Here is a 16,146-nt window from a genome sequence, read left to right as displayed (position 1 = left end):
ATTACTTTGGAGGATTTGCCCCATGCCTGGCCACTTATTACTACCCTCTGAACCGATTCAACTACCCTTGCTTCCATTAAGGGACGTAGTTGTATTTCCTCATATGGTGATCCCTTTGTTTGTGGGTCGCCCGAAATCCATTAAAGCCCTCGAGGCAGCCATGGAAACTGGCAAAAATGTCCTTTTAGTGGCCCAGAAAGCGGCCGCTAAGGACGAGCCTGTTATTGAAGATCTCTATGAGGTCGGCTGTATTGCCAATATTTTGCAAATGTTAAAGCTGCCTGATGGCACTGTCAAAGTATTGGTTGAAGGTGTTCAGCGCGCTGAAGTAAGTCAAATTGAAGATAGTCTTGGCTACTTCAATTGCGAAGCTACACCAACCGCTATCAATGCTATCGATGCGCATGAAACAGAAGCGTTGCGTCGCGCAATCATGGCCCAATTTGACCAATACGTAAAACTGAACAAAAAGGTACCTCAGGAGATTCTGTCTTCATTAGGTGGGATTGATGATCCAAGTCGCTTAGCCGATACTATTTGTGCGCACTTGCCAGTCAAGCTTGAGCAGAAACAGCGCTTGCTTGAGATGACTGATGTTGTGCAGCGTTTAGAAAGCTTGTTGGCTGATCTTGAAAGTGAGATTGATATTCTGCAGGTGGAAAAGCGCATTCGTGGACGCGTAAAGCGTCAGATGGAAAAGAGTCAGCGCGAGTACTACTTGAATGAGCAAGTGAAAGCGATTCAGAAAGAATTGGGTGAAGGCGAAGAGGGTGCCGATCTAGAGGAGCTAGAGAAGCGCATCAAGGGCGCCCGTATGCCTAAGGAAGCGTTGAAAAAAGCGGAATCTGAGCTCAAGAAGCTGAAATTAATGTCGCCAATGTCCGCTGAGGCAACGGTTATCCGTAATTTTATCGACACGCTGGTAAATTTACCTTGGAAGAAAAAAACCAAGATTAATAATGACCTCACTAATGCTGAAAAAGTGTTGGATGAAGATCACTATGGTTTGGACAAGGTTAAAGAACGTATTTTGGAGTACCTCGCAGTTCAGCAACGCGTTGATCGCGTGAAGGCTCCTATTCTTTGTTTAGTGGGCCCTCCTGGTGTTGGTAAAACCTCGCTCGGTCAATCTATAGCACGTGCTACGAACAGAAAGTTTGTTCGTATGGCTTTGGGTGGCGTACGTGACGAGTCTGAGATTCGTGGCCATCGTAGAACTTATATTGGCTCAATGCCCGGCAAGATTCTGACAAGCCTTACTAAGGTTGGCGTTCGCAATCCTTTATTCCTCTTGGACGAAGTTGACAAGATGGGCATGGATTTCCGCGGAGATCCTGCTAGTGCCTTATTGGAGGTTTTAGATCCAGAGCAAAACCATACATTCCAGGATCACTATGTTGAGGTAGATTTTGACCTCTCCGATGTGATGTTTGTGGCTACCTCGAATTCTTTGAATATTCCAGGTCCGCTATTGGATCGACTAGAAATTATTCGTCTTGCTGGATATACAGAAGATGAAAAAACTAGCATTGCTGTAAATTATTTGATTCCTAAACAAATCAAAAATAATGGCCTGAAAAAAGACGAACTCAAGATTGAAGATAGTGCCGTTAGAAATATGATTCGTTACTACACGCGCGAGGCTGGCGTGCGTTCCTTAGAGCGTGAAATTAGTAAGATCTGCCGTAAGGTAGTCAAGCTCTTGCTCTTGAAGAAAGAGGCAGCTCCAGTTGTTGTAAATGCTGATAATTTAGAGAAGTTTCTTTCAGTTCGTATGTATGACTTTGGTTTGGCTGGTAAAGAGAATCAAGTGGGTCAAGTCACTGGTTTGGCTTGGACTGAGGTCGGCGGTGATTTGCTGACCATTGAAGCCGCTGTTATGCCTGGTAAAGGCGTGATCACACGCACTGGCTCTATCGGTGATGTGATGAAAGAATCAGTAGAGGCAGCTCGTACCGTTGTTCGGTCTAGAGCCAAGCGCCTAGGTATTGCAGATGAGTCTTTTGAAAAGAAGGATATTCATATTCACTTCCCTGATGGCGCAACACCGAAGGACGGTCCATCTGCCGGTATCGCAATCACAACAGCCTTGGTTTCAGTATTTGCAGGTATTCCAATTCGATCAGATGTTGCCATGACTGGTGAAATTACTTTGCGCGGTGAAGTTCTTCCTATTGGCGGCTTGAAAGAAAAGCTCTTAGCTGCTCATCGCGGCGGAATTAAGCTTGCATTGATTCCGGAAGAGAACGTAAAGGATCTTATCGACATTCCAGATAACGTTAAAAATGCTATTGAGATTGTTCCCGTTCGCTGGATCGATAAGGTGCTGGAGTTGGCATTAGAGCGTATGCCAGAAGCGTTACCAGACCCAACGCCGGAAGAGCTTGCTAAAAAGGCGGTAGACGCCAGCAAGGCAAACGACAAAGGCGCAGCTGCAGACGTTCTTAAGCACTGAAAATAGGGCGGTTTTCCGTTAAATTGATCCCTTCTTTTGAGGTCAATTTAGCGGAAATTCCCCTCGAGATTCACGCTTAGGTTACAATCTCACCTTGTAATATTTTGGGGCGCTTAGCTCAGTTGGTAGAGCGTCTGCCTTACACGCAGAATGTCGGGAGTTCGAGCCTCTCAGCGCCCACCAAATTATTACTAGCACTACCCCCTCCAAGCCTGTTCAGGCGTTTCAATACTAAGCTCATTACCCTAGTACACTCCTAGTATTCATATTTTTTACTAGCGATTTTTTCATGTTTGATACCGTCCGTAAACACCAGCGAATTCTGCAGTTTTTTCTAATGCTTTTGATTGTTCCGTCATTTGCATTTTTTGGCATCTCAAGCTACTCCAGTTTTTTAGATAAAGAAACCGATTTAGTAAAAATAAACGGCAAACCTATTACTGCACAAGAAGTAGATGCGGCTGCAAAACGCCAAGCTGAGCGTGTAGGTGGTAATGCGCAGATTGCTCAGAGCCTCCAATTTAGACAGGCAATATTGAATGAGTTGCTGCAGCAGAGAATTTTAGGTTTTGCTGTTGGTGAACTTCGTTTGCAAGTGGGTAAAGAAGCTTTGGTTAAAAGCTTGCAAAACATTCCCCAGATTCGCGCTCTCTATAAACAGGATGGTAGTTTTGATGATGCACGTTTTAAACAATTGCTGGCAAGCAATGGTTTAAATGAGGAGCAGTTTTACGCTAGCCAAGCGTTTGATTTAAAGATTGGTCAGCTGGTGAATTCAGTTGCTCGTACTGAAATTGGTAGCCCTAAATTATCTGAAATCATTTCAACTCTGTACGAGACCGAGCGCCAAGTGCAAGCGATGTCTTTTGATGCTAAGGACTATTTATCCAAAGTAAATCCTTCGCAAGAAGAGTTGCAAGCCTTCTACACAGCAAACGCCAAGCTATTTGAGAGTCCTGAGTATGTGGATGTTGAGTACATTGTTCTTAAAGCCGATCCAAAGGAAGATGCCAAGGTTTTTGGCGAAAAGGCTGATCAGTTTGCCAATATGACTTATGACCAGTCTGATAGTCTTAAGCCGGCTGCAGATAAATTGAAGCTGAATGTTCAAACGCAAAAGGGCGTAACCCGCTCTGGCGCCTCTGGTGTTGCAAAAGATCATCCGCTTGCCAATCCAAAGGTTGTTCAATCTCTCTTTGGTGATGAGGCTGTTAAGAACAAGCGCAACATTGAAGCAGTGCAAACATCCCCGGGCGTTTTTGTTTCTGCTCGAGTGGTGACTTTTCATCCTGCGCAAACACTTCCATACAAAGATGTAGCAGCGGAAGTGAAGCGTCAAGTGAGCCAGCGTTTGGCTGAGAAGTTAGCAATAAATGCTGCAGCCGATCGTTATGCTGCATTGGAAAAGGATCCTAAAAGCGCCTCAGGTTTTACTAGCCCAGTCTGGGTTTCCAGAAACAAACCAGCCAATTTAGTTGGTGGTGCGCTTGATCAGATAATGTCAATAAGCCCTGAGAAATTCCCGGCCTTAGTATCGGTTAGCAACCCTGGTGTTGGGACTACCTTGTACCGCGTCGATCAGCTTCGCCAGCCTACAGGTGTCGATGAGAAAGTTCATAAAGCACAAGCCCAACAAATCCAGGCTCTAGCCGCCCAGTCTGAGTTTGCGGGATTTATGTCTTACTGGCGGGATGTAGCTGGAGTGAAGATAATTAATCCTCTCAAGCCGGTGTCTTCGGGTTCCGGAAGCTAGGCTAGTTACCCTTAAGCAATTTTTGATATGGGGCCATAGCGCCCCATACGTTTTTAAAGAGAATGGTTTGCGCCTTTTCATTGGGATGAATACGGTCAGCTTGGAATAGGCTGATATCGGATGCAACTCCGCTTAAAAAGAAGGGGATCAATTGCACATTCTCTTGAGATGCTAGTTTTGCGTAAAGATCTTTAAATTCTCTGGCGTACTCTTGCCCATAGTTTGGTGGAATTTGCATTCCAAATAAAAGTACTTTAGCCCCAGATTGTTTACTTATTTGGATCATCTTGCGTAGATTCCTATTGGATTCTTGGATAGATAAACCGCGTAGGGCGTCATTTGCGCCAAGCTCAAGAAATACAATGCCAGGCTTTTTTTGCTCCAATAATTTGGGAAGTCGGGAAAGTCCACCGGAGCTTGTTTCTCCGCTGATGCTGGCATTAAACACATTCCAAGGACTACCTTGTTCTTGAAGCTGCCCCTCCAAAAGCTTGACCCATCCGGCTCCACGTACAAGACCGTATTCTGCAGATAGGCTATCGCCCATCACTAGAATAGTCTGTTTTGTCTGCGCTAAGGTGCCAAATGAAATAAACAGGCAAAATAGAGCAATAGCCGACGTTAGGGCTTTCATTTTTTTACTCAAGAAGCTCAACCCAAAATATTGATTCATTTATGAGTAATCCAGTAAAGGTGCTTGGTGCAATACAACTAGGTAAACAAGTTTTATCTAGCGATGGAACGTTAACTATTTTGCACGACATTAGCTTCGATGTCTTACAAGGCGAGAGTGTTGCTATAACTGGTGCTTCTGGTTCTGGTAAGAGCACCTTACTTAGTCTTTTGGCCGGTTTGGATATTCCCTCTAGCGGTTATGTTGAGCTAGCCTCGCAAAACCTCAGCGAATTAGATGAAGATGGTAGGGCGCTCTTGAGGGGGCAAAAAGTAGGGTTTGTATTTCAATCTTTTCAATTGCTTCCGCATTTAACGGCTCTTGAAAATGTAATGTTGCCCGCCGAGCTCAATGGTCTGGATATGCCTAAAGAAAATGCGCTGCATTGGTTGGAGCAAGTAGGATTGAGGGAACGCGCCAACCATTTCCCAAAAACCCTATCTGGCGGAGAGCAGCAACGTGTTGCTCTGGCTCGGGCCTTCATCATGAAGCCTGCCGTCCTATTTGCGGATGAGCCAACTGGCAGCTTGGACGAGGCCAGCGGAAATAAGGTGATTGAGCTCCTTTTTGGGCTAAATCAGGCCAATAAATCGACCCTTATTTTGGTTACCCACGATCAAGCCTTGGCTGATCGGTGTCAGCGGCAACTACACCTTCAGGGCGGTCGTTTACTGTAGGCAAAACCTTATAATCTAGGGATGTCTTTTTTCCACTTTTTGCCTGGCGCTGATGCGCTTTCCCCTTTTCGCCAACAGCGACTTTTAGCCTCTTTGGCAGCCCAAGGCGTTGAACTTGAGTCCTTAGAGGCCCAATACCTTCATTTTATTTGGTCAGAGGCTGAATTAGACGCTAAGAACCAGGAAGTCATTGCTAGCCTATTGACCTACGGCCAGCCATTTCAATCCAGAATAAACCCCGGTAAGTCCTGGCTTGGAAAAGGCAAATCAGAAGATCAATCTGCGATTGTTATCCCTAGGTTTGGAACTGTTTCACCCTGGGCCAGCAAAGCAACTGATATTGCTCGTCAATGTGGATTGGACGTTCTGCGACTTGAGCGAGGTGTGCAGTTTTCATGGAAGAGTAAGAAGACTCTTACTCCTGAACTAAAGCAACTCGTTATTGCTGCAGTCCACGACAGAATGACCGAAGCAGTTATCGATTCAACCGATTCGGCTAATGCTTTATATCAATCTTTAGAGGACAAGCCGCTAGCACGCATTCCAGTCATGACCGAGGGTAGGGCTGCTCTTGATAGGGCTAATCAAGAATTAGGTCTCGCCTTGTCTGATGATGAAGTTGTTTACCTGGCTGAAAGTTTTGCTCGTCTTCAACGTAACCCATCTGATGTTGAGTTGATCATGTTTGCCCAAGCAAATAGTGAGCATTGTCGTCACAAGATCTTTAATTCAAGCTGGACAATTGATGGCGATGATCAAGAGCGCTCATTGTTCGCCATGATTCGTAATACTCATCAGCTGCATCCAGAGGGTACGATCGTTGCCTACTCCGATAACTCTGCCGTGATGGCTGGATGCGAGGCGGAAACTTGGGTTCCTAAAGGCGCGGATCATCGTTATCAAAAAGATATTCGTTTAGTTCATACCTTAATGAAGGTTGAGACGCATAACCATCCAACAGCAATTGCACCATTCCCTGGTGCCTCTACTGGTGCAGGCGGAGAGATTCGCGATGAGGGTGCAACCGGTGTTGGCGGTCGCCCTAAAGCAGGTCTTACTGGATTCTCTGTTTCCAATTTAAACATTCCTGGTACAGATCTTCCATGGGAGGCTGAAAAATACGGCAAGCCAGAGCGCATAGCCACACCATTGCAAATTATGATTGATGGCCCTTTGGGTGGCGCTGCATTTAATAATGAGTTCGGTAGACCAGTCTTAGGTGGATATTTCCGCGTGTTTGAGCAGACCTTAGATGGAACACGCCGCGGTTATCACAAGCCCATCATGATTGCGGGTGGTATTGGTAGCATTGACTCCATTCACACCGATAAAAAAGCAATTCAAGCGGGGCATTTGCTCATTCAACTTGGCGGCCCCGGAATGCGTATCGGCATGGGCGGTGCTACAGGTAGTTCTGTTTCTACAGGTACGAATACTGCAGATCTGGATTTTGATTCAGTGCAACGCGGCAATCCAGAAATGGAACGTAGAGCGCAAGAAGTGATCAATGCATGTCGTGCACTTGGCGATCGCAATCCGATTGTTTCCATTCACGATGTCGGCGCAGGCGGGTTATCCAATGCCTTCCCAGAATTGGCTGATGGTGCTGGTCTAGGCGCTGCTTTTAAACTCCGTAACGTGCCCCTTGAAGAGAGTGGCATGAGTCCTGCGGAGATTTGGTGCAACGAGTCTCAAGAGCGTTATGTTTTAGCAATTGATGCAAAAGATTTAGATTTATTTAAGTCATTCTGCGAGCGTGAGCGCTGTCCTTTTGCAGTTGTTGGAGAGGCTACCTCTGAGCGTCAGTTAACACTGAGTGATTCTAAGCAGGTTGCTGGTGCTGACGCTGCTTTACCAATTAATATGCCGATGGAAGTGCTGCTTGGTAAGCCACCGAAAATGCACCGGGACGTTAAACGTGTTACACAAGACTTTAAAGAGTTGGACGTAACTGATGCTGATCTTGCTCAATCAATTGCTTGGGTCTTACAGCACCCAACGGTTGCTAGCAAATCATTCTTAATTACGATTGGTGATCGTACTGTTGGTGGTCTTAATGCCCGCGATCAGTTTGTTGGCCCATGGCAGGTTCCTGTTGCTGACTGCGCCGTCACTATGATGGATTACAAGGGTTATCGTGGCGAAGCGATGTCTATGGGCGAACGGACGCCATTGGCGGTTATCGATGCTCCGGCAGCTGCCCGTATGGCGGTTGGCGAGGCGGTAACAAACTTGTTGGCTGCAGATATTGCAAATCTTCAGGGTGTGAAACTCTCGGCAAACTGGATGGCAGCATGTGGAGCCCCCGGTGAAGATGCCAGGCTTTATGACTCAGTTAAAGCAATTGGCATGGAGTTATGCCCAGCCCTTGGAATATCCATCCCGGTAGGAAAAGATTCCTTATCAATGTCCACTGCATGGCAAGAGGGTAACGAGGCTAAAAAAGTTATTGCTCCAGTCTCCTTAATTATTTCTGCATTTTCATCGGTGCAAGATGTTTGCAAGACATCAACTCCACTTCTGCAATTGAAGGGTCAAGCTGGATCTCCATTGGAGACTGAGCTTATTTTGATTGATTTAGGTCGTGGCAAGAACCGCATGGCTGGAAGTATCTTGGCTCAAGTTCTGGATCAATCAGGAAAAACAACTCCGGACGTTGATCATCCGGAAGACCTCAAATCTTTCGCCTCTGCAATCATTGAGCTTCGCAAAGAAGGTAAGTTGTTGGCCTATCACGACCGTTCTGATGGCGGATTGCTTGCTTGCGTTGCAGAGATGGCTTTTGCATCTCACTGTGGCATTTCCATTAACGTGGATATGATTGCAATGGATGCTGGACAGGAGTCTGATTATGGTGATGCCAAGAATTGGGCGCAACAAGTTTCAGGACGACGTCATGAGCAGACTATGCGCGCATTATTCAATGAAGAGCTTGGTGCTGTTATTCAGGTTCGAAAAGTAGATCGTGACGCTGTATTTGCCACTCTCAGAAAATTAGGTCTTAGTGCATATAGTCATGTTATTGGCAAGCCAAATAACAATGGACGTATTGAGGTCTGGCGTGATGCCAAAAATATTTTTGCCGAGCCACGAGAAGTGCTCCAAAAAATGTGGACTAACACCAGCTACCAGATTGCGCGTTTACGCGACAATCCAGCCTGTGCCGATAGCGAATTTGCGCTCTTAGACAATATCGCGGATCCAGGTATGAGTCCCAAGCTCACATTTGATGTATCGGAAGATGTTGCAGCACCTTTTATTGCTAAAAATGAGCGTCCCAAGGTCGCCATTCTGCGAGAGCAGGGTGTAAATTCTCACGTAGAAATGGCTTACTCGGTTAACTGGGCTGGATTTGATAGCTATGACGTCCATATGTCTGACTTGCTCAGCGGCAAAGCAAAGCTTGAGAACTTTAGAGGTTTAATTGCCTGCGGTGGCTTTAGTTATGGCGATGTGCTTGGGGCTGGTGAAGGCTGGGCGAAAACAATTCTCTTTAATCAACAGCTGCGCGATCAATTCTCTGCGTTCTTTAATCGCCAGGATAGCTTTGCTTTAGGCGTTTGTAATGGCTGCCAAATGATGAGCAATTTGTCTGGAATAATTCCAGGCGCTGAAGCATGGCCTAAATTTACTCGCAATCAATCAGAGCAATATGAGGCTCGCCTGGTGATGGCAGAAGTCATGGCTTCTCCATCGATTTTTACTCAAGGCATGGAAGGTAGTCAACTTCCTATTGCGATTGCACATGGTGAGGGTTATGCAAACTTTAGTCAGCAAGGCAATCTTGAGCAGATTCAAAAGCAGGGATTAGCCTCATTCCGTTTTGTGGATCATCAAGGCATCCCTACGGAAACTTATCCGATGAATCCCAATGGATCTCCAGGTGGCTTAACAGGGGTTACAACATCAGATGGACGCTTCATGGTCATGATGCCGCACCCAGAGCGTGTATTTAGGGCTGCACAGATGAGTTGGTGCCCACCAGAGTGGTTAGACACCCCTGATGGCGCTAGCCCATGGTTACGCCTTTTCCGCAATGCTCGTCGTTGGGCTAAATAACCTTTCTATAGATGGAACCGGTTACATTTTCTGAGAGTGGTGGCATACGCTATCTTCATTTTGGCACTGAATTAATTCAAGGGGCAATGCGTTTGCGCGACCCCGATGAGATTTACCTCGAGTACAACCAGCAAATGATGGCTTGGCTATTGTTTTTGGAAACTAAGCCTGGAATGCGGATTGCGCAGTTAGGTTTGGGTACTGGTGCATTGACTAAATTTCAGTATCGTTATTGCCCAGCAGTAAAGACGACGGTTGTGGAGTTAAATCCCGCAGTAATCGTGTCTGCCAGGTCGATGTTTTTTACTCCTGATGATGATCGCAAATTAGAAACACTTCAAACTGATGCAAAACAGTTTGTGAAGGATAAGAAATACCAGGGTTCGTTTGACGCCGTACAAGTTGATTTGTATGATGCAATTTGTGATGGTCCGGCGGCGAGCTCCTTGGAATTTTATAAGGGTTGCTTCAATATCCTTAGGGGGCCGGGCGTAATGACTGTCAACTTATTTTCACGTCATAAAAGTTTTGAGGTGAATTTAAAGAACATCTGCGAAGCATTTGATAATAGGGTGCTGCTATTTCCTGAGTCTCATGATTGCAATGTCGTTGCTATCGCTTTCAAGGGCCCTAGGCTTGAGGCTGAATGGAAAGATGTCTCCAAGCGTGCAAAATTGATTCTTGAGAAGACTGGATTGCCTACCAGTAAATGGGTTTCCGGCATTAGTCGTGAGAATGCACGTCAAGAATCAAAGCTTTATATTTAAACGATCAGAAATCTAAAACAACAAAAAAGGCGATCATCAGATCGCCTTTTTGCTTAGTCAGCCCCGCAAAGAGAGGCTGACACGTGACTTACTTAGATGGTTACAGTATCTGCAACATCACTAAATGATTTAATCTTGTCAAAATTCATGTAACGATACACTTCGGCAGATTTAGCATTCAAGGATTCCACTTGCTCCAAGTATTCCTTCGGTGTAGGCAGGCGACCTAAAAGTGCTGCTACAGATGCCAATTCAGCAGAAGCTAAGTAGACACGTGTATCAATACCTAAACGATTTGGGAAGTTACGGGTAGATGTAGAAACCGCTGTAGAACCCTTGCGGATTTGAGCTTGGTTACCCATGCAAAGTGAGCAACCTGGAGTTTCCATGCGAGCACCAGTGCGACCCAAAATGCCGTAATAACCTTCTTCAGTAAGAACCATCTGGTCCATCTTGGTAGGAGGAGCAATCCATAGACGAGTAGGAATATCAGACTTGCCTTCCAAGACTTTACCAGCCGCACGGAAGTGGCCGATATTGGTCATGCATGAACCAATAAATACTTCGTCGATTTTTTCGCCCTGAACTTCGGAGAGGAATTTAACATCATCTGGGTCATTAGGGCATGCCAAGATTGGCTCTTTGATGTCGCTCATATCAATTTCAATGATCTCAGCGTAGTCAGCATTAGCATCAGCCTTGAGTAATTCTGGCTTTGCAATCCATGCTTCCATGGCTTTAATGCGGCGACCTAAAGTACGTTTGTCTTCGTAGCCATTAGCAATCATCCACTTCATTAAAGTGATATTGGATTGCATGTATTCAATGATTGGCTCTTTATTGAGTTGAATTGCACAGCCACCAGCAGAACGCTCAGCTGAAGCATCAGACAATTCAAATGCTTGCTCTACCTTCAAATCAGGCAAGCCTTCAATTTCCAAAATACGGCCTGAGAAAATATTTTTCTTGCCTTGCTTTTCAACAGTAAGCAATCCTTTCTTGATTGCATACAAAGGAATGGCATTTACTAAATCACGCAAAGTGATGCCTGGCTGCATCTTGCCTTTGAATCGAACCATAACAGATTCAGGCATATCTAAAGGCATAACACCAGTAGCAGCAGCAAACGCAACCAAACCAGAACCTGCGGGGAATGAAATACCAATTGGGAAACGAGTATGACTATCTCCACCAGTTCCGCATGTATCTGGCAAAAGCAAACGATTTAACCAGCTATGAATAACCCCATCGCCCGGACGAAGTGCAACACCACCGCGATTCGTCATGAATGCTGGTAGCTCATGGTGAGTGCGGATATCAACTGGCTTTGGATAGGCTGATGTATGGCAGAAAGATTGCATGACCAGGTCTGCTGAGAACCCTAAGCAAGCCAAATCTTTCAATTCGTCGCGAGTCATTGGGCCAGTAGTATCTTGTGAGCCAACGGTGGTCATGTGTGGCTCGCAGTATGTACCAGGACGCACGCCTTGACCTTCTGGAAGTCCGCATGCGCGACCAACCATTTTTTGCGCCAAGCTGAAACCTTTTTTGTTATCAGCTGGGCTTACTGGAACGCGGAATTCAGTAGAAGCAGGTAAGCCCAGTGCGGCACGTGCTTTAGCAGTTAAGCCGCGACCAACAATCAATGGAATGCGACCACCGGCGCGAACTTCATCAAAGATCACTGGGGATTTCATTGTGAAAGAGGCAATTTCTTTACCATCTTTAAATGCTTTACCTTCGTATGGACGCAATTCAATAACATCCCCCATATTCATTTGGCTCACATCAAGCTCAATCGGTAACGCACCAGCATCTTCCATGGTGTTAAAGAAGATTGGAGCAATTTTGGTGCCCAAGCAAACGCCACCATAGCGTTTATTTGGAACAAAAGGAATATCTTCTCCAGTCCACCACAACACAGAGTTGGTAGCAGATTTGCGTGAAGAGCCTGTACCAACTACGTCGCCTACATAAGCAATTTGATTGCCTTTCTTCTGCAGCTCAGCGATTTGCTTCATTGGACCGCGAACACCGGTTTCGTCTGGTTCGATACCTGGACGAGGGTTCTTCAACATTACAGTCGCATGCAATGGAATATCAGGGCGGCTCCATGCATCAGGAGCAGGGGACAAGTCATCGGTATTCGTTTCGCCGGTAACTTTAAATACAGTGAGTTTTAAGCTCTCAGGCACGGCGGGACGGCTTGTAAACCATTCTGCATCAGCCCAACTTTGCATAACAGCCTTCGCATTGGCATTGCCTTTTTCTGCCAATTCTTGAACATCGTTGAAGTAGTCAAACATCAATAATGTTTTCTTTAGTGCAGCGGCTGCAGTAGCGCCGCAATCTGCATCACTCAATAACTCAACCAATGGCTTGATGTTGTAGCCACCAAGCATGGTTCCCAATAACTCGGTTGCTTTTACGCGAGAAATTAAGGGGGATTTTTCTGTACCTTTTGCAACAGCATCTAAGAATTCAGCTTTTACTTTCGCAGCCTCATCAACGCCTGCTGGAACGCGGTTTGTAATTAACTCTACAAGCTCAACTTCTTTGCCGGCTGGTGGATTTTTTAGCAATTTAACCAATTCAGCAGTCTGATCTTTGGTCAAAGGTAGAGCAGGAATGCCAAGGGTGGCACGTTCAGCAACTTGGGCGTTATAGGCTTCTAACATTGTGTTTCCTATGAGGTAAAAGTGGTCAATAGAAAGGCCAAAAGGGAATTTACTCCCGATTAAGGTAATTATAGTTACTTATTTAAGTCTTATATAAGACTTTAAATGGCTAATTTGCCTCGAAAACGCTAAATTATTGAAAATATGAGGGTTTTTACCCAAAATTACTATATTTCATATGAGGCAGTTAGGGGTATTCGAGCCGTCTTAAAGGACCTTCTCTTCTTTCATGGCCCAAACTAAGGCAACTACCCAGCCAACCAGCGACCAACCAAGGAATAAATTTAAGGCAAAGATGGCACCAGAATTCGCTCTTTTCTTGTTAAATGCGATGGCAAAAGGTAAAAAGTAAAAGAGTGAGAGCAGGGTAAGCAGTATGGCGAATAGAAGGCGCATGGAATCTAAAAATAAGTAAATTTTTATAAAAACTCACATATTACAGATTCTCAGTTTTCTCCTGAGGGACCCTCTATCGTTATAATTACTTTTTCCAACAGAGCTTAAGCGATGACCAAATACGTTTTTGTCACTGGTGGTGTGGTTTCTTCTTTGGGGAAAGGAATCGCAGCTGCCTCGCTTGCCGCGATTCTCGAATCCCGCGGCCTGAAAGTCACCCTCCTAAAATTAGACCCCTATATCAACGTTGACCCGGGCACTATGAGCCCACTCCAACACGGTGAAGTTTTTGTTACTGAAGATGGTGCAGAAACTGACTTGGATTTAGGTCACTATGAACGCTTCGTATCTGCGAAGATGCGTAAAAGCAATAACTTCACTACCGGACAGATTTATGAGTCCGTAATTAGTAAAGAGCGTCGCGGTGAGTACTTGGGTAAAACAGTTCAAGTTATTCCGCATATCACTAATGAGATTCAAGCATTTGTAGAGCGTGGTGCTAAAGCAAGTCATGATGGCAAAGCAGATGTTGCTATTTGCGAAATCGGTGGCACCGTTGGCGACATTGAGTCCCTCCCATTTTTAGAGGCTGCAAGGCAGATGAGCTTGCGCTTGCCTCTTCATGACTGCGCCTTTGTACATTTGACCCTGGTGCCTTATATCAACAGTGCTGGTGAGTTAAAAACCAAGCCTACTCAGCATTCGGTACAAAAGCTTCGAGAGATTGGCATCATGCCCACCGTACTGCTTTGTCGTGCCGATCGTCCGATTCCAGAAGATGAGCGTGCCAAGATTTCACTCTTCTCTAATGTTCGTGAAGAAGCAGTTATTTCAGTATGGGATGTAGATACGATTTATAAAATTCCTGAGATGCTTCATTCTCAAGGAATGGACGATTTAATTTGCCGTCAATTGGATCTCAAGGCAAAGCCTGCTGATCTTTCTGTATGGGCAAATTTAGTTTATGAGTTAGCTAATCCAAAACACGAAGTTACTATCGGAATGGTCGGGAAATATGTTGAGTTAACCGAATCCTACAAGTCACTGATCGAAGCTCTGCGTCATGCCGGTATTCATACTCATACTCGCGTCAATATCAATTACATCGACTCTGAAGCTATCGAAAAAGATGGCGTCGAATGCTTAAACAACTTAGATGCTATTTTGGTTCCAGGCGGCTTTGGCAAGCGCGGAACAGAAGGCAAGATTGCTGCGATTCGTTACGCCCGTGAAAACAATGTTCCATATTTAGGTATTTGTTTGGGCATGCAGCTGGCCGTGATTGAATTTGCGCGCCATGTAGCAAATCTTACAAAAGCAAACAGCACTGAGTTTGATCCTAAAGGCGAACAGCCAGTTGTGGCTTTGATTACTGAATGGCTTGATAGAGAGGGTAATGTGGAGAAGCGCTCAAATGATTCTGATTTGGGCGGAACAATGCGCCTTGGTTCACAGCGTTGCCCTGTAAAAGCGGGCACTTTAGCTCATCGTATTTATGGTGCTGAAGTGAATGAGCGTCATCGCCATCGCTATGAGGTTAACAATACTTATGTTCCTCGATTGGAGCAGTCTGGATTAATTATTTCTGCCAGAACACCAAATGAAGAGTTGCCAGAAATGATGGAGTTACCAGCATCAATTCACCCTTGGTTCTTTGGTGTGCAGTTTCATCCAGAATTTACCTCGACCCCGCGTGATGGGCATCCATTATTTTCAGCCTTCATCAGTGCCGCACTAGTTCATCAAGAGCTCACTGCAAAGCAGGCGGCATAAAGGATAAATATGAGCACATTTAAGCTATGCAACTATGACGTGGGTTTAGATCGTCGCTTCTTTTTAATTGCCGGACCCTGTGTGATTGAGTCAGAGCAATCTGCAATTGATATTGCTGGCCAATTAAAGGAAATTACTACTGCTTTAAAAATTCCATTCATCTATAAATCTTCATTTGATAAAGCCAACCGCTCATCCGGCACATCGTTCCGTGGTTTAGGAATGGAAAAGGGACTTGAGATTTTGTCTAAGGTAAAAAAACAGGTGGGTGCATCAGTTCTGACGGACGTTCATGACATTAGTGAAATCGAAGCTGTTGCTAGTGTTGTAGATGTATTGCAGACGCCAGCGTTTCTTTGCAGGCAGACCGATTTCATTCGCGCATGCGCTCAGAGTGGTAAACCCGTTAATTTCAAAAAGGGGCAATTCCTTTCTCCACATGAGATGTTGAATGTAATTGAAAAAGCCCGTGCTGCAGCATTAGAAAAAAATCTTCCAGACCAATTTATGGTTTGTGAGCGCGGCGCATCTTTTGGATATAACAACCTCGTTTCTGATATGCGCAGCTTGGCAATTTTGCGCGAATCTAATGCTCCGGTAGTTTTTGATGCAACTCATTCAGTTCAGTTGCCGGGCGGTCAAGGAAGCTCTAGTGGCGGTCAACGTGAATTTGTGCCAGTTTTAGCTCGTGCAGCAGTTTCGGTTGGCATCAGCGGCCTCTTTATGGAAACGCATCCAGATCCTGCCAAGGCCCTATCTGACGGCCCTAATGCTGTGCCATTGAACCGCATGAAGGAGTTGCTTGTCTCATTAGTTGCGATTGACGATGTTGTTAAATCGGCTGGATCTTTTTTAGAAGATAGCTTTAAGTAATTTTTTTGTAAATTCGTTAAACCCATTTCATATTGCTTTAAG

The 16,146-nt window shown here is 45.3% G+C and carries 10 protein-coding genes and 1 tRNA gene; 8 read left to right on the top strand and 3 right to left on the bottom strand.

Annotation, left to right across the window (positions count from 1 at the left end):
* Positions 1-22 precede the first annotated feature (22 nt).
* From lon to ICE93_RS07845, 3 genes are all read left to right on the top strand, one after another.
* A complete protein-coding gene (lon, locus tag ICE93_RS07855) occupies positions 23-2,455 on the top strand; it encodes an endopeptidase La (protein ID WP_216187094.1) in 2,433 nt (810 codons plus the stop codon).
* Between the two features lie 107 nt (positions 2,456-2,562).
* Positions 2,563-2,638: transfer RNA gene (locus ICE93_RS07850), tRNA-Val, on the top strand.
* 106 nt (positions 2,639-2,744) lie between these two features.
* Positions 2,745-4,208 carry a peptidylprolyl isomerase gene (locus ICE93_RS07845; RefSeq protein WP_216187092.1) on the top strand — a complete coding sequence of 488 codons (1,464 nt, stop codon included), beginning with the start codon at positions 2,745-2,747 and terminating at the stop codon, positions 4,206-4,208.
* Position 4,209: 1 nt separating this feature from the next.
* On the opposite strand, the gene ICE93_RS07840 is transcribed toward ICE93_RS07845, so the two are convergent.
* A complete protein-coding gene (locus ICE93_RS07840; protein WP_216187090.1) occupies positions 4,210-4,881 on the bottom strand; it encodes an arylesterase in 672 nt (223 codons plus the stop codon).
* Between the two features lie 2 nt (positions 4,882-4,883).
* Between ICE93_RS07840 and ICE93_RS07835 the strand changes: the two genes are divergently transcribed.
* From ICE93_RS07835 to ICE93_RS07825, 3 genes are read left to right on the top strand one after another with little or no spacing between them, the layout of a single operon-like run.
* On the top strand, positions 4,884-5,558 hold the full coding sequence (locus ICE93_RS07835; RefSeq protein ID WP_216187088.1) for an ABC transporter ATP-binding protein: 675 nt from the start codon (positions 4,884-4,886) through the stop codon (positions 5,556-5,558).
* Positions 5,559-5,579: 21 nt separating this feature from the next.
* On the top strand, positions 5,580-9,617 hold the full coding sequence (gene purL, locus ICE93_RS07830; protein ID WP_216187086.1) for a phosphoribosylformylglycinamidine synthase: 4,038 nt from the start codon (positions 5,580-5,582) through the stop codon (positions 9,615-9,617).
* Positions 9,618-9,628: 11 nt separating this feature from the next.
* Complete coding sequence (locus ICE93_RS07825; RefSeq protein ID WP_216187084.1) at positions 9,629-10,384, top strand: spermidine synthase; 756 nt, start codon at positions 9,629-9,631, stop codon at positions 10,382-10,384.
* 92 nt (positions 10,385-10,476) lie between these two features.
* Here ICE93_RS07825 and ICE93_RS07820 read toward each other — a convergent pair whose 3' ends face one another.
* Together ICE93_RS07820 and ICE93_RS07815 are read right to left on the bottom strand one after the other, a co-directional pair.
* The gene (locus ICE93_RS07820) at positions 10,477-13,062 is read right to left on the bottom strand and encodes a bifunctional aconitate hydratase 2/2-methylisocitrate dehydratase (RefSeq protein WP_216187083.1); all 2,586 of its coding nucleotides are present in this window, start codon (positions 13,060-13,062) and stop codon (positions 10,477-10,479) included.
* 207 nt (positions 13,063-13,269) lie between these two features.
* On the bottom strand, positions 13,270-13,458 hold the full coding sequence (locus tag ICE93_RS07815) for a superinfection immunity protein (RefSeq protein ID WP_216187082.1): 189 nt from the start codon (positions 13,456-13,458) through the stop codon (positions 13,270-13,272).
* 111 nt (positions 13,459-13,569) lie between these two features.
* On the opposite strand from ICE93_RS07815, the gene ICE93_RS07810 reads away from it, so the two are divergent.
* Complete coding sequence (locus tag ICE93_RS07810) at positions 13,570-15,231, top strand: CTP synthase (protein ID WP_216187081.1); 1,662 nt, start codon at positions 13,570-13,572, stop codon at positions 15,229-15,231.
* 9 nt (positions 15,232-15,240) lie between these two features.
* Complete coding sequence (kdsA, locus tag ICE93_RS07805) at positions 15,241-16,104, top strand: 3-deoxy-8-phosphooctulonate synthase (protein WP_216187080.1); 864 nt, start codon at positions 15,241-15,243, stop codon at positions 16,102-16,104.
* Positions 16,105-16,146 lie beyond the last annotated feature (42 nt).

It is taken from the genome of Polynucleobacter sp. MWH-HuK1, assembly GCF_018881815.1.
GTDB lineage: Bacteria > Pseudomonadota > Gammaproteobacteria > Burkholderiales > Burkholderiaceae > Polynucleobacter.
The sequence above is the reverse complement of the archived record's forward strand: the minus strand, read 5'-3'. Positions and strand labels throughout refer to the sequence as shown.